Raw genomic sequence first — 18,677 nt, 5'->3', positions numbered from 1 at the left:
GCGTCGTCATGGCTCAGATCCATCCCACTGCCTTGGTCGACCCGAAGGCCGAGTTGGCGTCCGATGTCCGCGTGGGACCCTATGCGGTGATCGGCCCGGATGTGCGCATCGATGAGGGGACCAGCATCGGTGCTCATTGCGTCATCGAGGGGCGCACGACCATCGGCCGCCGCAATCGCATATTCCAATTTTGTTCCCTGGGCGCTGCGCCGCAAGACAAAAAATATGCAGGCGAGCCCACCGAGTTGGTGATCGGCGACGACAACACCATTCGAGAGTTTTGCACCTTCAACACCGGGACGGTGCAGGATGCCGGGGTGACGCGCATCGGTAACGACAACTGGATCATGGCCTATGTCCACGTGGCGCATGACTGCCAGTTGGGCAGTCACATCATTTTGGCCAATGCGGTCCAGTTGGCCGGGCACGTGCATTTGGGCGACTGGGTCTTTCTTGGGGGGTTGTCGGGTGTGCATCAGTTCGTGCGGGTGGGCGCGCATGCGATGACCGGTTTTCAGACCCGCTTGTCGCAAGATCTGCCGCCCTTCGTGACGGCCGCGGGCAACCCTGCGCAAGCGCAGGGCATCAATCAGGAAGGGCTGCGCCGTCGGGGCTACTCCCCCGAGCGCATCGCCGTCGTCAAGCAGATGCACCGCACGCTGTACCGCAAAGGGCTGACGCTGGCGCAGGCCAAGGAGGAACTCGCCGCGCTGGCGGACTCGGCCGCCGAGGCGCAAGCCGATGTGCGCCTGATGCTGGACTTCCTGGCTCAGGCCGAGCGCGGTATCGTGCGCTGACTGTGGTGGCACAGGCGAAGACTGCCCCCCGTCTGGCGCTGGTGGCCGGCGAGGCGTCGGGGGATTTGCTGGCCGGGCTGCTGATGGACGGGCTGCGTCAGCGTTGGCCCGATCTGAGTGCTGTGGGCATTGGCGGGCCGCGCATGGCCGAGCAAGGCTTCCAGGCCTGGTGGCCGCACCACAAGCTGGCCGTGCGGGGTTATGCCGAGGTGCTGCGGCATTATGCCGAGATTGCCGGCATCCGCCGGCAGCTGGCGCGTCGGTTGCTTCTAGAGCGTCCGGATGTCTTTATCGGTGTGGACGCGCCGGATTTCAATCTGGGGTTGGAGTCCTGGTTGCGCGAAGCCGGCATCAAGACGGTGCACTTCGTCTGTCCGTCGATTTGGGCCTGGCGCGGCGGGCGCGTGACCCGCATCGCCAAGGCCGCCGACCACGTGCTTTGTCTGTTTCCCTTCGAGCCTGAACTGTTGGCTCGCCACGGCATTGCCGCCAGCTATGTGGGCCATCCGCTGGCCGATGCGATTCCGCTGGAAGTACCTCGGGCCGCGGCGCGGCAGGCCTTGGGGTTGTCGGCGTCGGAGACGGTGGTGGCGTTGCTGCCGGGCAGCCGACGCAGCGAGATCCAGTACATCGCCACACCGCTTTTGGCCGCTGCGGCGTTGTTGCATCGTCGGCGACCGGAGCTGCGCTTCGTGCTGCCGGCGGCACCCGGTCTGCGTGAGATGATCGATCCGTTGGTGGCCACGCATGCCCCCGAGGTGCCGCTGCGGGTGCTCGACGGTCGGTCGCACGAGGCTCTGGCCGCCTGCGACGTGACGCTCATCGCCAGTGGCACGGCCACACTGGAGGCCGCGCTGTTCAAGCGGCCCATGGTCATCACTTATCACATGCACTGGTTGACCTGGCAGCTCATGAAGCGCATGGGCTACCAGCCCTGGGTGGGGCTGCCCAACATCTTGTGTGGCGATTTCGTCGTGCCCGAATTGCTGCAGGATCGAGCCACCCCACAAGCCCTGGCCGATGCGGCCCTGGCCTGGCTGGATGATCCGGCGCGCTGCGAGCGTGTGCAGCAGCGTTTCATCGAATTGCACCATCTCCTGCGTCGCAACACGGCGCAGGCCGCTACCGATGCGATCGCGCAAGTCCTTGGGCGCTGAACAGTTGGCTCTGTGCTGGGAGTCACCCGGATTGGTGGCTGGGGTCGATGAAGCCGGCCGCGGGCCGTTGGCCGGACCCGTCGTGGCTGCCGCCGTGATCCTGGACGACCAGCAACCGGTGAAGGGGCTGGCGGATTCCAAGCGGCTCAGCGCATTGCGCCGTGAGCGCTTGTATGACGAGATTCGCGCCAAGGCTTTGTGCTGCAGCATCGCTGTGGCCTCGCCGGAGGAGATCGACCGGCTGAACATTCTTCAGGCGACACTGCTGGCCATGCGCCGGGCGGTGGAGGGGTTGCGTCTGAAGCCGGCGCGGGTCTTGGTCGATGGCAACCGGCTGCCGGTGCTCAAGGTCCCGGCCGAGGCCATCGTCCAAGGAGATGCCAAGGTGCCCGCCATCTCGGCCGCTTCGATTCTGGCCAAGGTGCATCGCGATCGCCTGTGCATGGCGTTGCACGAGGCCCATCCAGAGTATGGGTTTGCCACGCACAAGGGATATCCCACGCGCGAACATTTGGCGGCCTTGCGCGAACACGGACCCTGTCCAGCGCACCGACGCAGTTTTGCCCCGGTTCGTGACGCTTTGCGGGGGCAGGCATGAAGGTCGAGATGCTGCATTCGCGTGACAACCCGCTGTGCGTGAAAGTGCGCAAACTCCTGCGCGACCCCAGCGCCTACCGCAAGCTGGGCTCGGTCTGGCTCGAGGGGGATCATCTGGGCTCGGCCTGGCGGGCCCGGGGCGGCCATGGTGACGAGGCGGTGTTTACCGAGGCGGCCTGGGCGCGGCCCGAGCGGCGTGTGCTGGCCCAGGGCGCGGTACGGGTGGCGGTGGTGAGCGAGACCTTGATGCGCGAACTCAGTGCGCTCGAATCGGCCCCGGATTGTGGGTTTCTGGTGCCCTGGCCGGGGGCCGGCCAAGTGCGCACAGGGCTGGATACCGTGGTGCTCGATCGCTTGCAGGACGCCGGCAACGTGGGGGCGATTTTGCGCAGCGCTGCGGCGCTGGGGGTCAAGCAGGTCGTGGCCATGAAGGGGACGGCCGCGCTGTGGTCACCGAAGGTGTTGCGCGCGGGCATGGGCGCGCATTTCGCGCTGCATCTGGTGGAATTGGCCCATCCCGAGGGGCTGGACGGCCTGGGCGTGCCGCTGGTGGGCACGAGTTCGCACACGGCGCTGGAACTGCACCGATGCCGGCTTGCTTCGCCGCTGGCCTGGGTCTTTGGCCATGAGGGTCAGGGCATGGACCCGGCCCTGGCCTCGCGCTGCGAACAGGTCGTGCGTATCCCCCAGCCTGGCGGCGAGGAATCGCTCAATGTCGCGGCGGCTGCGGCGATCTGCCTGTACGAGTCACTGCGGCAGCGTCTTGTTTGAGCGGCTTGGGGCACCCAAGGAGCTCAGTACACCAGCCGATCCGGACGGATGTCACGCAGGATGGTCGTGGCGATCTCCTCGATGGACTTGTGCGTCGAGGACAGCCAGGCGATGCCCTCGCGGCGCATCATGGCTTCGGCTTCGGCCACTTCGTAGCGGCAGTTCTCCAGGCTGGCGTACTTGCTGTTGGGGCGGCGTTCGTTTCGGATCTCGCTCAGCCGCTCTGGGGCGATGGTCAGGCCGAAGCATTTGCTTTTGTGGGGCACCAGACAGGAGGGCAGGGTACGCCGTTCGAAGTCTTCTGGGATCAAGGGATAGTTGGCCGCCTTGATGCCGTGCTGCATGGCCAGGTACAACGAGGTGGGTGTCTTGCCGCTGCGGCTCACTCCGATCAAGATCACGTCGGCCTCGGCCAGGTTGCGGGCCGACTGGCCGTCATCGTGGGCCAGTGAAAAGTTGATGGCTTCGATGCGGTCGTGATACTGCTGGCTGGCGGCCACGTCCGAGAACCGCCCGATGCGGTGGTTGGACTTCATGCCCAATTCGGCCTCCAGTGGCTCGACAAAGGTCGAGAACATGTCCAACACCAGCGCTTGGCTGCCTTGCTTGACGATGGCCAGCACTTCCTCGTTGACCAGGGTGGTGAAGACGATTGGCCGCTTGCCTTCGATTTCAGCCGTGTGATTGATCTCGCGCACCACTTGATGGGCCTTGTCTTCGGTGTCGATGAAGGGACGGCGCACGTGCCGCGGCTGCAGCGAGAACTGCTTCAAGATGGAATTGCCGAAGGTCTCGGCCGTGATGCCGGTGCCATCGGAGATGAAGAAGACGGTACGGTTGGACATGACAAAGGCAGGAGGTACAAACCGGGGCGGGGCCGAAGGGCCGTAAAATATCTGCCAATATCGCTTGCCCGCGCCTCCATGTCTACCCCACCGCACGAACCAGAATCCACAAAGTGGCGGGGCGGGGCCTGTCCTGATTTGTCCAGGCGTGCCGGCAGGGGAGCACCGGTTTCTCAACATCACGGAGCTTTCCCATGTCTTCATCCCATCTGGCGACCGCCTTGGTCGTGCCCTTCGAACAACTGAGGATGACCGATGTCGAGGTGGTCGGCGGCAAGAACGCCTCCCTCGGCGAGATGATCAGCCAGTTGTCGGCCTCAGGGGTGCGCGTGCCCGGCGGCTTTGCGACCACGGCGCATGCGTTCCGCGAGTTTTTGAAGCACGGTGGGTTGGTCGAGCGCATCCATGAGCGTTTGGCCAGTCTGAACACGGATGATGTGCGTGCCCTGGCTCAGGCCGGCACCGAGATTCGTTCGTGGGTGCTGAACACTCCGTTTCCTCCGGCGCTGGAGGCTGCCATCCGCGCCGAATTCGACAAGCTCACGGCCGATGATCCGGGGGCATCGTTCGCCGTGCGATCCTCGGCCACGGCCGAAGACTTGCCCGATGCTTCATTCGCCGGTCAGCAGGAGACCTTCCTCAATGTGGTGGGCATCGACGAGGTGCTGCACAAGATGAAGGAGGTGTTTGCCTCGCTCTATAACGACCGCGCGATCAGCTACCGGGTGCACAAGGGGTTCGCTCACAGTGACGTGGCCTTGTCCGCTGGCGTGCAGCGCATGGTGCGCTCCGACCTCGGTGCGGCTGGCGTGATGTTCACGATCGACACCGAATCGGGGTTCCCGGATGTGGTGTTCATCACGTCGAGCTACGGCCTGGGCGAGACGGTCGTGCAAGGCGCGGTCAACCCCGACGAGTTCTATGTGCACAAGCCCGCGCTGAAGAACGGCAAGTTCCCGATCATCCGCCGCAACTTGGGCTCCAAACTCATCAAGATGGAGTTCGCCTCCGTGGCGGAGAAGCAGGCCAGCGGTAAGCTGGTCAAGACGGTGGACACCGCTGCCGAGCTGCGCAATCGTTATTCTTTGACCGATGAGGATGTCATCGAACTGGCCCGCTATGCCTTGATCATCGAGGAGCATTACGGCCGCCCGATGGACATCGAGTGGGGCAAGGACGGCCAGGACGGGCGCCTCTACATCCTGCAGGCCCGCCCAGAGACGGTGAAGAGCCAAGGCGAAGGCAAGGTCGAGCACCGCTACAAGCTCAAGGGCCAAGGCACGGTGTTGGCCGAAGGCCGTGCGATCGGCCAAAAGATCGGCACCGGCCCGGTGCGCATCGTTCACTCGATCGCCGAGATGGACAAGGTGCAGCCCGGCGACGTGCTCGTCACCGACATGACCGATCCGAACTGGGAGCCGGTGATGAAGCGCGCCAGCGCCATCGTCACCAACCGCGGTGGGCGCACCTGTCATGCGGCCATCATCGCGCGCGAGCTGGGCATCCCGGCCGTGGTGGGCTGCGGCAATGCCACCGAGGTGCTCAAGGATGGCGCCTTGGTCACGGTGGCCTGCTCCGAAGGCGACACCGGCTACATCTACGACGGACTGCTGGAGACCGAAGTCACCGAGGTCGAGCGTGGCGAGATGCCGTATTGTCCGGTCAAGATCATGATGAACGTGGGCAATCCACAGCTTGCCTTCGACTTCGCCCAAATGCCCAATGCCGGCGTGGGGTTGGCGCGGCTGGAGTTCATCATCAACAACAACATCGGCGTGCATCCCAAGGCCATTCTCGACTATCCCAATGTCGATTCCGATCTGAAAAAGGCGGTCGAATCGGTGGCGCGCGGTCATGCCAGTCCGCGGGCCTTTTACGTGGACAAGCTTGCCGAAGGTGTGGCGACGATTGCCGCGGCCTTCTGGCCCAAGCCGGTGATCGTGCGCTTGTCGGACTTCAAGTCCAACGAGTACCGCAAGCTCATTGGGGGCTCGCGCTATGAGCCTGAAGAAGAAAATCCGATGCTCGGTTTCCGTGGGGCCTCGCGCTATGTCAGTGAGGAATTCGCCGAAGCCTTTGCCATGGAGTGCGAGGCCCTCAAGCGTGTGCGCAATGACATGGGGCTGACCAACGTGGAGATCATGGTGCCCTTCGTGCGCACGCTGGCCCAGGCCGAGAAAGTCACCGCCATGCTGGCCGATCAAGGCCTCAAGCGAGGTCACAATGGGCTGCGTTTGATCATGATGTGTGAGGTGCCGAGCAATGCCATCTTGGCCGAGCAATTCCTCGAGTACTTCGATGGCATGTCCATTGGCTCCAATGATTTGACGCAACTCACCTTGGGCCTGGACCGCGACTCGGGCCTGGAGCTGCTTGCGCATGACTTCGACGAACGCGATCCGGCCGTCAAGGCCTTGATTTCGCGGGCGATTGCGGCCTGCCGTGCCCACGGCAAATACATCGGCATTTGCGGCCAGGGGCCCAGCGATCACCCGGATTTCGCGCAGTGGCTGGCGCAAGAGGGCATCGTCTCGATCTCGCTGAACCCGGACACTGTGGTCGACACCTGGAAGCTGCTGGCAGCGCGCACTTGAAGTTTTTTTTCGACCCAGGTGTGTTGCACCGCCGCAAGGCGGTCATGCTCGACGGCCCCCAGGGGCCGTTTTTCATGCGGGTTCGGCAGGTCAGGGTAAGCCCTGATCGGACTTACGCGCAAGACGCGGACCTTGTCAGAAATACGTAAGCCGCCAGCCAAGAATGAAGGCATCGGGTCATGCACTGCGGTGCTTGCAAGCCATGTTGCTGTTCGTCACCATCGTTCAGACCGTTGCGGCCATCGCATTGTTGTCACTGCTGGGCCAGTGGGTGCTGGGCTTGCTGGCCGGAGCGGGGCGTGAGAGCAATTTGTTCTATCAGCTGCTGGGCGTGTTGACCCGACCGTTCACCCGGCTGACTCGGTTGCTGACGCCGCGCATCGTGCTGGATCGGCACATCCCGCTGGCCACGTTTGCCCTGCTGTTGATGGCTTATGTGGCTTCGACCGTGGCACGCATTGCCATTTGCATCGAGATTGGGGTGCATCTGTGTCGATGAGTTCGAGCGCAATGAAGTCGCTGACCTACCGCTGGTTGCGTTGGCGGGCGCAGGCCATGATCCTGGTGGGGCGCCACGCCGCTGCCTTGGATGTGTTCGACGAGATGTTGCTGCGCTTCCCTGGCGATGCGTACGTGTTGGCCAGCCGGGCGCATCTGCGTGCGCAGTTGGGGCAGCGCGAGGCAGCCCAAGCCGATTACCGCGACTTGCTTGCGGCGCACCCTGAGCATTCGGCAGCCTCCTGGTTCAATTACGGCTATTTGCTGGAAGAAGCGGGCGATCTGGCGCAAGCCGAACAGGCATTTCGGCGCGCCGTGTCCATGGATCCGCGGCTCGACCGTGCCTGGTACGGGTTGGGCTTGGTGCTGATCAGGACGCGCCGCTTCGATGAGGCTGTCGAGGTCCTCAAGCGCAACACCGAATTGCAGCCCATGAGTCCGTACGGCTGGTACCAGCTCGCACGGGTGCATGTGGATCGTCACGAGCCCGAAGAGGCACGGCGGATCATTCGCCATCTCAAAGGCTTCGAGCCCAAGGTCGCGGCTCAACTGGAGCGCGAAACCGGCTTGTCCGCGTGACACAGGAGGCGCGGTGCCGGATCTTCCGTCGCCGCGTCAAGGGGACAGCCTAGGCTGCAAGCCCGCTTGGGGAGACGGGCGGGGGGCTGTCGTTTCGCGCGGGTGGGGAGGGTCCCCACGGCGCAACAAAGAGGAGACCATCGTCATGCAGTTGACGCGCAAGCACGAGGAGTACTGGCGCAAGAATCTGAGGATCACCAGCATCTTGCTGGCGATCTGGTTCTTCGTCACATTCGTCATTGGGTATTTTGCCCGCGATCTGAGTTTCAACTTCTTTGGTTGGCCATTCAGCTTTTGGGTGGGGGCGCAAGGCGCCCTCATCGTCTATGTGGCCATCATCTGGTACTACGCGCGGTACATGAACCGGCTGGACCAGGAGCATGACGTCGCGGAGGAGGAGTAACACCATGGCGGGATTGACCCCTGCGTCCGGCTCGACCGGCGCGGCTGCCAATGCAGCCTTCAAGAAGCAGCTCAACAAGGTGTACGGCTGGTACACCGGCGGCTTTCTGATCTTCATCATCGTGCTGGGCTTGCTCGAACAAATGGGCCTGCCTGCCAACTGGATCGGTCTGATCTTTCTGCTGGCCACTGTGGCTCTGTATGCCGGCATCGGCATCATGAGTCGCACCACCGATGCGGCCGAGTACTATGTGGCCGGCCGGCGTGTGCCTGCGATCTACAACGGCATGGCCACCGGCGCCGACTGGATGTCGGCCGCCTCGTTCATCGGGATGGCCGGCACACTGTATCTCACGGGCTACGGTGGACTGGCCTTCATCATGGGCTGGACAGGCGGCTACTGCCTGGTGGCGCTGTTCCTGGCACCCTACCTGCGCAAGTTCGGCCAGTTCACGATCCCCGACTTCCTGGGGGCTCGTTATGGTGGCAACCTGGCTCGTTTGATCGGTATCCTCGCGGCGATTCTGTGCTCTTTCACATACGTGGTGGCGCAGATCTATGGCGTGGGTCTGATCACCTCGCGGCTGACCGGCTTGGCCTTCGAGATCGGGATCTTCGTTGGTCTGGGTGGCATCCTGGTGTGCTCCTTCCTGGGGGGGATGCGTGCAGTGACCTGGACCCAAGTGGCCCAGTACATCATCCTGATCATTGCGTACCTCATCCCGGTGATCTGGCTGTCGGTCAAGCAGACGGGCGTGCCCATCCCGCAGATCATCTATGGAGCCCAGCTCGAAAAGGTCACGGCCAAGGAGAACGAGCTGCGTAAGGATCCGAAAGAGCTGGAGGTCATCGAGATCTTCAAGAAGCGCGCGGCCGAGGCCGAGGCCAAGCTCAAGGACGTGCCTGCGGCGATGGCCGCCGACCGGGCCGCTGCCGAGCAGAAGATCGCCGATCTGAAGGCCCGCAATGCTCCGCTGGCCGAGATCCAAGCGGCCGAGAAGGCTCTGGCGGCCTTGCCGGCCACCGAAGCCGACGCTCGCAAAGCCTATGCAGCGGCCAAGGCCGCCAACGAGGCGCGTGCCAAGCCCTTGGCAGGCATGCCGCCCCATGCCCAGATCTTTGCAGGCGACCCCAACGGGGATGAAGCGGCCAAAAAGGCCTTCGATACTTCACGCCGCAACTTCCTGGCGCTGATCTTTTGCCTGATGGTGGGCACGGCGGCGCTGCCGCACATTCTGATGCGGTACTACACCACACCGTCGGTGAAAGAGGCGCGTGAGTCGGTGTTCTGGTCGCTGTTCTTCATTTTCCTCTTGTACTTCACGGCACCGGCCCTGGCCGTGCTGGTCAAGTACGAAGTGATGACGGTGCTGGTGGGCACGCCATTTGACAAGCTGCCAAGCTGGATTGCCGCATGGAACCGGGTCGATCCGTCGCTGCTGTCGGTGCAGGACATCAACGGCGACGGCATCTTCCAGCTCGGTGAGATGCGTATCGGTGGGGACATCATCGTGTTGGCCACGCCGGCCATTGCAGGCCTGCCATACGTCATTTCGGGCATGGTGGCCGCAGGCGGTCTGGCGGCGGCTTTGTCCACGGCTGACGGTTTGCTGCTGACGATCGCCAACGCGTTGTCGCATGACCTGTACTACAAGATGATCGACCCGAATGCGCCGACCTCGCGTCGGGTGATGATCTCGAAGACCTTGCTGTTGGTGGTGGCGCTGTTGGCGGCGTATGTGGCTTCGCAGAAGCCGGCCGACATCCTCTTCCTGGTGTCGGCGGCATTCTCGTTCGCAGCGGCGGCCTTCTTCCCGGCACTGGTGCTTGGGATTTTCTGGAAGCGAGCCTCCAGTATCGGGGCGGTGTGCGGCATGATCGCCGGTCTGGGGCTGACCTTCTATTACATGGCCACCACCCAGCCCTGGCTGCGCAGCGTCTTTGGCGTCACCTCACCGGTGGAGCTGTGGTGGGGCATCCAGCCGATTTCGGCTGGGCTGTTCGGTGTGCCGCTGGGCTTTGCCGTCATCATCTTGGTCAGCCTGTTCACGCCGGCGCCCAAGAAGGAAGTGCAAGAGCTCGTCGAACACGTTCGCTATCCAAACTTGAAGTCGGCCTGATCGAGGATCAGTGGCTTGGGAGCCGTTGCGTGGCTCCCATGTAAAAGGCCCCGCAGCTCCGCGGGGCCTTTTCTTTGATGCGTGCCGTGGGCGCACAATCGTCGAGATGCCTCGTGCGTGGCCGGGCCGCCGGGGACGGCTTTGCGCGGATGGCTTTGCACGGGCCCAGTGCCCCTGCGGTGATGGATGTGCCAGTGCTGGGCTTTTGACGGAAAGGAGCTGCGGGATGTTCGCGGCGTTGGCGGCCCATCCTTGGGCTTACCCCATGCTGGAGGTGGTGCACATCGTGGGTATCGCCTTGTTGCTGGGCAATTTGTTGGCCTTGGAAGTGAGAGTATGGGGCGGGGCGTCTGTGTTGTCGGTGCAGGCTTTGGCGCGACTGTGCATCGGTTTGGCGCTGTTGGGCTTTGCACTGGCGGCTGTCTCGGGCTCGTTGATGTGGGCCACGCAGGCTTCGGAACTCCTGAACAACCGGTTTTTCTTGTCGAAGATGGGCTTGTTGGCTTTGGCAGGTATCAATGCGGCTTGGTTTCACTGTCGAGGCTCGCTGCAGAAATTGGACGCGATGGCCAAGGCGTCGATGCTGCTGTCTAGTGTGCTGTGGATGTGGGTGCTGGTGTGTGGGCGGTGGATTGCCTACGGATGAGGAAAGGAGCGGTCTGATGGAGCGACGGGATGTCCTGTTGGGAATGGCGCTGGTGGCCGGCGGCTGGAGCCGGCCTGGCTGGGCGCATCATGGCTGGAGCGGTTTCGATCAAGATCGGCCGCTGTATGTGGCCGGCCGTGTGGTCGATGCGCGCTGGCGCAATCCGCATGCCGAACTGGTGCTGGAGGTGCCCGAGGGCTTGACGCTTCCTGCGGATTTGGCGCAACGCCCTGTGCCACCCCAGACGGCGCCGGTCGATGTGGCGGGGGTGTTGGCTCGCGCGGTCGTGCCTGCCCGACGTGATGCACGTTGGGAGATTGAGTTGGCCCCGCTGTTTCGTTTGAATCAATGGGGTTTGACGGCAGCGCCTGAACTGGGCGCGCATGTCGAGGTGGTGGGGTACGGGCTCAAGGGGGAACGAGCCGAGGCTTTGTTGCGGGCTGAGTTTCTGTTTCTGAGCGGCAAGGCGTATGGCTTGCGCTCGGCCCCGGCGTGAGGGGGAACATGCCGCTGGCTGCAGGATGGCCAGCGTTGTGGCACCGTAGGTCTTAGCGGTTGGTTTCGCGGTAGATCAACCACTGCGCGTCGTCTTCGAGGCGCCAGGTAAGGACTTTGCGCATTTTGTCGCTGTAATCCAGCGAAGTGTAGGTCTGATGGAAGGCCGTTTCGATGGTGTCGGCGGCCACGGTGCGGGTTTGCACCGGACCGAGCTTCAGACCGATCGGGCCGGGTTTGGTCACGCGCTGGCGTCGTTGCGCGACCCACTCGTCATAGCTCGTCAAGCGGGGTTGAAAGCGGGGCGAGTAGAAGCTCATGTAGCGTGGCAGATCTTTGGCGCGCCAGGCCGCCGCCCAGCCGTCGAGCTGATGCAAGACGGCGGAGACCTTGTCTCGATCCGCCTGCGATGACGCTTTGGCGGGGGCAGGGGCGGGGGCGGGGGCCGCAGCCGCCGGCGGCTGCGGCGCCGGGGTGCCGTGGCTGCTCATCAGTCGGCGGGCCCGTTCGTCGAGCTCCGATCGAGGGGTGACTTCGACTGCCGGAGTGACGATGGGGCAGCGTTGGGCTGCGTCTTCAGCGGCGTTCCAGCCTGCGTCGGGGGCTGCCTCGGCCAGCGGGCGGCTCAGGCCCAAGGCCGGCAGGAGTTCGCCCATGGCGGCATGGGTGCGCAGCCGCGCGATGTCCAGATCGTGGCGGGCGTTGGCATAGGCCCGGCGCGCGGTGTAGAGCTCATTTTCTGCGTTGAGCAGGTCCAGCAAGCTGCGTTGACCGATGTCGAATTGTCGCCGGTAGGCGTCACGCGCTTTTTCGATGGCGGTTTGGTTGGCGTCGAGATACTGGAGTTGGTCGACGAGTTTGCGCGTGTCGTTGTAGGCGATGGCCGCGGTTTGCCAAACGTCGCGGCATACGGCGTCCCGCTGGTCGGCCGCTTGGTCGAGTTGACGCGCGGCTCGTTGCACGCGGGCATGGTCTGCGCCGCCGTTGTAGAGGTTCCAGTTCAGCACGATTTCGCCGACGGTGTCACGCGTTTGTCCGGCCAGGCCTTCGTAGTTGTGTCCGGCGCCGGTGCGCACTCGGGCTTCGACACGGGGCTGGTAGGCGGCTTGTTGGACTGAGGCTTGCGCTCGGGCGGCCCGCAGGCTTTCTACGGCCGCCGAGATGGCAGCGTTGCGACTGAGTGCCGCTTTCAAGACGTCCTGTGCGTTGGCCGGCTGCACGATGCGATCGAGCGTGACGGCCGGTCCGGTGAGGCGTGGCGGGGCGCCCACGATGCGCAGGTAGCGCGCGGTGACGTCATGGAGATTGGACACCTCGGTGTTGAGGTTGGATTCGGCCAGCGCCAGACGGGCCGCTGCTTGTTCGAGATCGACGCCTCGGCTGACGCCAGCTTTGAAGCGCGACTGGATCTGATCGAAAAAGGCTTTGTGTTGGACGTAGTTGTCTTCGGCCAGCCGTACCAGTTCACGGTAACGGGCCACGTCGTAGTAAGCACGCAGGGCGTCCAGTGCAATTCGTTCGGTGGTGTCGACCAGCTCGAAGTAACGTACGAGCCGTCCATGCTCGGCGCGGCGTTGGTCGTGATAGCCCGCCAGGCCATCCCAAAGGATTTGGGTGAGGGACAGGCCAACGCCGGTGCGGTCCAAGGTGTCGGTGGCCGGGCTGCGGTTGTCGAAGCGGTCGCGCTCGCGTGCGGCATTGGCAAAGAGGTCCAGGCGCGGGCGGTATGCCGCGCGAGCGGCATCGCTTTCATGTCCAGCGGCATGGTAAGCGTTGACGCGGGCGGCCACCTCAGGGTTGCTTTCCAGGGCTTGGCGCGCGACGTTTTGCAGCTCGTTGGGAAGGGAGGAAGTTGGCAACGGTTGTGCCGATGCGTGGACTCCGACCAATGAGCACGCCATCAGCACATGAAGCGAGAAATGTCGCATTAATCTTCAGTCCGAAAAAAGAGACGGTGGGTTGGCGGGGGCAGTCTATCGATGCAGCGATGGATTGGCGCCCCCCTCGCTTGAGGGGATGGTGAGGAATTTTTAACGAATCCCCGAGCTGGTTCGGCGGCGGGCTGTGGATTGTCATGCCCGGCAGGCAGAAGTTTGGGAAATTGCGCACCCTTGGAAGGGATGCTCTGCGGTTTGCCCGCGCGGCCAAAGGTTAGGCTTGCGGGGTCATGTCAGCACCCGCTCTTCAGTCCGGCGTCCTTGGACGGTGTGCCCTTGCTGGGCAGGCCGTATGGCGCGTCCTGGCCGTGGGGGTGGTGGCGGGCTTGATGGCCTGGGCAACGAGTGCGCCGAACGCCCAGCGCATGCTGCAGTCGGCCAAAGCCCTGGGACCCGGGGCGCAGCAGGAGGTGGCAGCCCTGCTGGCGATGTTGGAGCGTTTGAATCTGAGCGAGCTGGAGCGAGCGCTGGACGATGTGAACCGGTTTTTCAATCGGCGTGTGGCGTTCAAGGAAGACCGCGAGGTGTGGGCGCAGGCGGATTATTGGGCCAGCCCACTGGAAACCTTGTCCAAAGGTGCCGGTGATTGCGAGGATTTTGCGATTTCCAAGTATTTGACGCTGTTGGCTGCAGGAGTGCCTGCCGAACGTATGCGCTTGGTGTACGTGCGTGCTCGCATCGGTGGGCCTTCGGGGCCGAGTCAGGCGCACATGGTGCTGGCTTACTATGCCCAGCCCCAGGCCGAGCCTTTGATTCTGGACAATTTGATCGATGAGATTCGGCCGGCGTCGCGCCGGTCGGATTTGACCCCGGTGTTCAGTTTCAACACCGAGGGGCTATGGCAAGGGGTGGGGACGGTGCCGGCCGGCGATCCGGTGGCCCGTCTGTCGCGCTGGCGAGAGGTGCTGCTGAAGGCGTCTCAGGAGGGGTTCTTGCCATGAACGCGGGTGCTCGGGGGGAAGATCGATGTCCTTGATTCGGCAGGTGTGGCTGGTGGTGTTGGCCACCGTGGTGCTAGCGTTTGCCGGCAGTTTTGCCGTGACCATCGTGTCGGCACGTCACTATGTGCAGACGCAATTGAGGGTGAAAAACAGTGACAACGCGGCGGCGCTGGCCCTGTCGTTGTCGCAGCAAGGTGGCGATTGGGGCTTGATGGAGCTGCTGGTGGCCGCGCAGTTCGACACCGGGCACTATCAGGAGGTGAGTCTGTACGGGGTGGATGGACGCTCGGTGCAGCGGCAGATGCCCTCGGTGCCGATGTACGCGCCGGCCTGGTTCGTGCGAATGGTGCCTTTGGTCTCCGAACCGGGGGTGGCACAGGTGTCCGACGGCTGGCGCGCCATTGGGACGGTGCGTGTGGTCAGTCATGCTGCCTACGCTTACCGTGACTTGTGGCGCGCTACCTTGCAGGCCGGGGTGTGGTTGGCTGCGGTTGGGGTGTTGGCAGGACTGGCCGGCCATGTGATGGTGGCTGGCATTCGGCGTCCGTTGCGTTCGACGGTGCGGCAGGCGCAGGCCTTGGTCGATGGCCGGTATCTGACCGTGGAAGAACCCAAGGTGCCGGAGCTGCGACGCTTGACGCAGGCGATGAATGCCATGGTGCAGCGGGTACGGCAGGCCTTCGAAGAGCAAGCCCGGCAAGTGGAGGTTTTGCGGCGCCAGGCCAGCTGTGACGCACTGACGGGGCTGTGGCAGCGGCAGCACTTCCTCAGGGCATTGGAGCTGATGTTGGAACGCGACGACGCTGCACCGTACGGGGCGCTGGTGTTGGTGCGCATGCTCGATTTGGCCGGGCTCAATGCGCGCCTGGGGAGGCGACGGACGGATGAGTTGATCGTGGCCGTGGCCCAAGCCGTGCAGGCTTGGGGCCAGGACGTGGCGGATGCGGGCGCAGGCCGTCTGAATGGCTCGGACTTGGCTGTGATGTTGCCCAACCGGCAGGTGCGCAGCGAGGAGATGCAGTCTTGGAGTCAGGCGTTGCGGAGGTTGTGCGAGGCCGCTGGGCAGGGGGCTGCAGTCGCGCTGGCCTGCACGGGCTGGCAACGAGGTCAGACCCTTTCGGAGGTGTTGGTCCGGGCCGATGAGGGGCTGGCGCATGCGGAAGCCAGCGGTCCTTTCGGTTGGCATCTCCAGGTGCACGATGGGCCGTTGGTGATGGTGGGCGGACAAGGTGCTTGGAAACACGCCTTGGACGAGGCCTTGGCCCATCGGCGGGTGCGTTTGGAACGGTTCCCGTTGCGTGATGCCAAGGGCGGCTTGGTGCATTGGGAGTGTCCGTTGCGCTTGCAGTTGGTGGCCTCTGGTCCGTTCGAGCCGGCGGCGTCTTGGTTGCCGCTGGCCTTGCGCACGCTCAGTACGTCGGCCGTGGATTTGTGCGCGGTGGATGAAGCATTGCGTGAGATCAGGTCCGACGGGCGACCCCGAGGGGTCAATGTGGCGGCGGCTTCGTTGCAAGCCCCGGGGTTTGTCGTTGGGTTGCGCGACCGATTGGACGCCGCGGCTGCGGCTGCGCAGTCGTTGTGGCTCGATTTTCCCGAGACGGCGGCATGGCTGCACCCAGAACTGGTGCGGGATTTGGCGCAGCGGCTCAAGGGGACTGGGGTGCGCCTTGGTCTGGAGCACGCGGGCGAGTATCTCGCCCGGATCGAGCGGCTTTATGAGATGGGCTTGGACTTCATCAAGATCGATGCCCGGTTCACCCGGGGAGTGGCGAGCCAACCAGAGCAAGCGCAGTTCGTGCGCAGCACGGTGGTGCTGGCCCATGGTCTGGGCCTGTCGGTCTTTGCTGAAGGGGTGGCGCGGGCCGAGGACCTGGCGGTGTTGTGGGACTGCGGGGTCGATGGGGCGACGGGGCCGGCCGTGGAATCATGACGATTCCGCGGCCGGCTTGGGTCGCCGTCGGCCGCCTGGCTGCGGATCAATCGGTCAACAGCTTGCCTCGGCTGAGCAAGTCCTGAACGATTTGTTGATCGCTGCTGAATCCACTGGTCAGATCGACGCCGGTGAGCTGAATGACTTGATCGACCGCCGAGGCGCTAAAGCCGCCGGCAAATCCTCCGGTGGAGCTGATCGAGACGATGGTGTTGCCGCCCGATGTGCTGAAATGGAGGTAGTGGGCCAAGTTGCCCGCGTGTTCTCCTTGCAGCAAATCACGCAGATCGAGCACGTCGCCGCCGGGGGCATTGTCGAAGTCGGTGATGGTGTCCACCGGCGCCGCGCCGGGTGAGCCGCGATCGGCCAATGTCCAGGCAAAGACATCGGCACCTGCCCCGCCGGTCAGGGTGTCGCTGTTGGCGCCACCCCACAGCCGATCGTTGCCCTCGCCCCCGTCAAGGGTATCGTCGCCGGCACCACCGTCGAGCACGTCATGGCCCTGGCCACCGATCAGGATGTCCGAGCCGATGCCACCGATCAGGATGTCATGACCGGCTCCGCCATCGAGGGTGTCGTTGCCGTCTTCGCCCATCAGGACATCGTCGCCGTCTTGGCCTTCGAGAGTGTCGTTGCCAGCACCTCCCAAGAGCATGTCGTGCCCGGCGCCTCCGCGAAGGATGTCGTTGCCCGTGCCACCTTCGATGCGATCATGTCCGTCCCCGCCATTGAGGGTGTCGTTGCCGCCCTCGCCGCGGATCAGATCGTTGCCTCGATCCCCGGAGTAGGTGTTGGCTGAGCCGCTTCCGAGGTAAAGGTCGTCGGCATCTCCCCCGGAGGTCGATGCGCTCGACTGGTAGTTGTTGACCGAGTCACCGGTCGTGCTGGGTGTGTTGTTCTGAGTGGTAGAGTGCAACAGATCGATGGGGTGAATCGACGTGATCCCTGCCGTGTTGGTGACTTGCAGCTCGATCACGCCGTAGTTGTTGGTATTGGTTGCTGTGATGCGCGGGAATTCGGCCACCAGCGCCAGCAGGTTCCAGCTCCCCGGATCGAGGCTGGCAACGCCAGAGGCGCCGACCGTCAAGCTCGAGCTTCCGGAACGCAAGACGGTGCCTTGCGGCAAACCGCTCAGCGTGACGGATTGGATGGCATCTGCACTGCGCAGGTAGATCGGGATCGGAACCGTGCGATTGGCCGCGTTGTTGTTCGATCCAGGGGGATCTACCACGATGAGGGTTTGTGGGGCGTACACCTGCACGGGGGCATGCACCTGCACGTTGAAGCTGCTGGAGCTGGTGACGGTGTGGTTGTTTTCAGCCTCTTGCGAGCTGGCCTGCACTTGAACGGTGATCGCTCCTTCGTAACCCACAGGGGGGCGAAGCTTCAGGGCGCTCCAGTTCCAGCCCATGATGTTGATGAGTTGGCCTGCCGTGCCCACCGTGGCGGTGTGGCTGCCGTCGGTCAAGATCGAACCGACCGGCATGCCGCTGAGCTGCACTGCGGTCAGAGATTCGGATCCGTCGGTGTCGGCCAGCTGGACTTGGATGCCACTGAGCGCGATGTATCCATCCGTTGCTCCGACATTCGGCGTGAGCGGATAGTAGCCCCCACTGCCATGACTGATGAAGTTACCATGGGGCAAAGACAGGGCATCGACCGCATCGATCGAGACGAAGGTGGGCAAGCTGCTGATCGGCGAGACCGACCCGTCATGGTTGCGCACCCCCACCTCCAACGCTCCCGCACCGGTGCTATTGGCCAAATACACCTCGAAGGTGTAGTAGCCGCTGACTGAAGGCGTGAAGGTCCAAGTGCGGGGGCCCCATGAATCATGGTTCTCCGCGGCGTCGGTCGTTCCATTGACCTTCACCAACGTTCCACCGATTTTGAAAACGTAGGTGTCATCGACATAGCCCGAGAAGGTATACGAGCGGCCTCCTTCGAGAAAGATCAGCCCTGTGACACTGACGCCATTGTTGGTGGGCACGCCGGTTTGGGAGTTCGAGTCCCTGGTCTCATCGTAAAGATCAATGGCTGTCACCACGTTGGTCAACGAAGGCGTCATGCCTTGCATGATGCTTGCCAAGTTCGTCGCGGTACGTTCCGTCAGATTGGCGCCGGCTGCAATGACATTGGTGTAGTGCTGCAGAAGCAGCCCTTGCCCGGCCGTGGTGTCAGTGCCAGGCGTTGGCGACGCTGGAGTGGGTGCAAAGAAGCTAATGACCGGTGCGTCTGCCACCGCTTCGATCGGTAACGAGGCACTGGCGGCTACCGAGGCGGTGCCATCGGAGATGGTGTAGCTGAAACTGACGCTGGTGTCGTCATTGGGCGCCGGCGTGTACGTCCAGGTGCCGTTGCCGTTGTC

The 18,677-nt window shown here is 63.6% G+C and carries 16 protein-coding genes; 13 read left to right on the top strand and 3 right to left on the bottom strand.

Annotated features, from left to right (window positions below):
- The first annotated feature begins 8 nt into the window (after positions 1–8).
- The 4 genes from lpxA to F615_RS0105710 are packed head-to-tail and all read left to right on the top strand — an operon-like array spanning position 9 to position 3,322.
- Complete coding sequence (lpxA, locus tag F615_RS0105725; RefSeq protein ID WP_019560219.1) at positions 9–797, top strand: acyl-ACP--UDP-N-acetylglucosamine O-acyltransferase; 789 nt, start codon at positions 9–11, stop codon at positions 795–797.
- A 2-nt stretch (positions 798–799) separates the two neighbouring features.
- Positions 800–1,954, top strand: a complete 1,155-nt coding sequence (lpxB, locus tag F615_RS0105720) for a lipid-A-disaccharide synthase (RefSeq protein ID WP_019560218.1) — start codon at positions 800–802, stop codon at positions 1,952–1,954.
- Positions 1,926–2,552 carry a ribonuclease HII gene (gene rnhB / locus F615_RS0105715; RefSeq protein ID WP_019560217.1) on the top strand — a complete coding sequence of 209 codons (627 nt, stop codon included), beginning with the start codon at positions 1,926–1,928 and terminating at the stop codon, positions 2,550–2,552. The genes lpxB and rnhB overlap by 29 nt, the downstream gene beginning before the upstream one ends.
- Before the next feature lie 8 nt (positions 2,553–2,560).
- The gene (locus tag F615_RS0105710) at positions 2,561–3,322 is read left to right on the top strand and encodes a TrmH family RNA methyltransferase (protein WP_245558328.1); all 762 of its coding nucleotides are present in this window, start codon (positions 2,561–2,563) and stop codon (positions 3,320–3,322) included.
- Positions 3,323–3,345: 23 nt separating this feature from the next.
- On the opposite strand, the gene ppsR is transcribed toward F615_RS0105710, so the two are convergent.
- Positions 3,346–4,167, bottom strand: a complete 822-nt coding sequence (gene ppsR, locus F615_RS0105705) for a posphoenolpyruvate synthetase regulatory kinase/phosphorylase PpsR (RefSeq protein WP_019560215.1) — start codon at positions 4,165–4,167, stop codon at positions 3,346–3,348.
- A gap of 194 nt (positions 4,168–4,361) precedes the next feature.
- Here ppsR and ppsA point away from each other — a divergent pair, with 194 nt between their 5' ends.
- The 7 genes from ppsA (at position 4,362) to F615_RS0105665 (ending at position 11,502) form a co-directional block, all read left to right on the top strand.
- Complete coding sequence (gene ppsA, locus F615_RS0105700; protein ID WP_019560214.1) at positions 4,362–6,761, top strand: phosphoenolpyruvate synthase; 2,400 nt, start codon at positions 4,362–4,364, stop codon at positions 6,759–6,761.
- Positions 6,762–6,963: 202 nt separating this feature from the next.
- A complete protein-coding gene (locus tag F615_RS0105690; protein ID WP_026330065.1) occupies positions 6,964–7,260 on the top strand; it encodes a hypothetical protein in 297 nt (98 codons plus the stop codon).
- A gap of 11 nt (positions 7,261–7,271) precedes the next feature.
- Positions 7,272–7,838, top strand: coding sequence for a tetratricopeptide repeat protein (locus F615_RS0105685; RefSeq protein ID WP_019560211.1), 567 nt, complete (start codon positions 7,272–7,274; stop codon positions 7,836–7,838).
- 145 nt (positions 7,839–7,983) lie between these two features.
- On the top strand, positions 7,984–8,241 hold the full coding sequence (locus F615_RS0105680; protein WP_019560210.1) for a DUF4212 domain-containing protein: 258 nt from the start codon (positions 7,984–7,986) through the stop codon (positions 8,239–8,241).
- 4 nt (positions 8,242–8,245) lie between these two features.
- Complete coding sequence (locus F615_RS0105675; RefSeq protein ID WP_019560209.1) at positions 8,246–10,360, top strand: sodium:solute symporter family protein; 2,115 nt, start codon at positions 8,246–8,248, stop codon at positions 10,358–10,360.
- Positions 10,361–10,586: 226 nt separating this feature from the next.
- Complete coding sequence (locus F615_RS0105670; RefSeq protein ID WP_019560208.1) at positions 10,587–11,006, top strand: hypothetical protein; 420 nt, start codon at positions 10,587–10,589, stop codon at positions 11,004–11,006.
- A gap of 16 nt (positions 11,007–11,022) precedes the next feature.
- Positions 11,023–11,502: a DUF6152 family protein gene (locus F615_RS0105665; RefSeq protein ID WP_019560207.1), complete on the top strand. Its 480-nt coding sequence runs from the start codon at positions 11,023–11,025 to the stop codon at positions 11,500–11,502.
- A 52-nt stretch (positions 11,503–11,554) separates the two neighbouring features.
- Here F615_RS0105665 and F615_RS0105660 read toward each other — a convergent pair whose 3' ends face one another.
- Positions 11,555–13,360: a TolC family outer membrane protein gene (locus tag F615_RS0105660; RefSeq protein ID WP_232301096.1), complete on the bottom strand. Its 1,806-nt coding sequence runs from the start codon at positions 13,358–13,360 to the stop codon at positions 11,555–11,557.
- Between the two features lie 407 nt (positions 13,361–13,767).
- Here F615_RS0105660 and F615_RS0105655 point away from each other — a divergent pair, with 407 nt between their 5' ends.
- Together F615_RS0105655 and F615_RS0105650 are read left to right on the top strand one after the other, a co-directional pair.
- Entirely contained in the window at positions 13,768–14,379 is a 612-nt protein-coding gene (locus F615_RS0105655; protein ID WP_211211784.1) for a transglutaminase-like cysteine peptidase, read from the top strand.
- 25 nt (positions 14,380–14,404) lie between these two features.
- A complete protein-coding gene (locus F615_RS0105650; protein ID WP_019560204.1) occupies positions 14,405–16,309 on the top strand; it encodes a bifunctional diguanylate cyclase/phosphodiesterase in 1,905 nt (634 codons plus the stop codon).
- Between the two features lie 46 nt (positions 16,310–16,355).
- On the opposite strand, the gene F615_RS19360 is transcribed toward F615_RS0105650, so the two are convergent.
- Positions 16,356–18,677: type I secretion C-terminal target domain-containing protein (locus tag F615_RS19360; RefSeq protein ID WP_019560203.1), on the bottom strand; the 2,322-nt coding region annotated here is incomplete at its 5' end.

This window comes from Caldimonas manganoxidans ATCC BAA-369 (assembly GCF_000381125.1).
GTDB classification, from domain to species: domain Bacteria; phylum Pseudomonadota; class Gammaproteobacteria; order Burkholderiales; family Burkholderiaceae_C; genus Caldimonas; species Caldimonas manganoxidans.
This window is presented reverse-complemented; position numbering and strand designations above follow the sequence as displayed.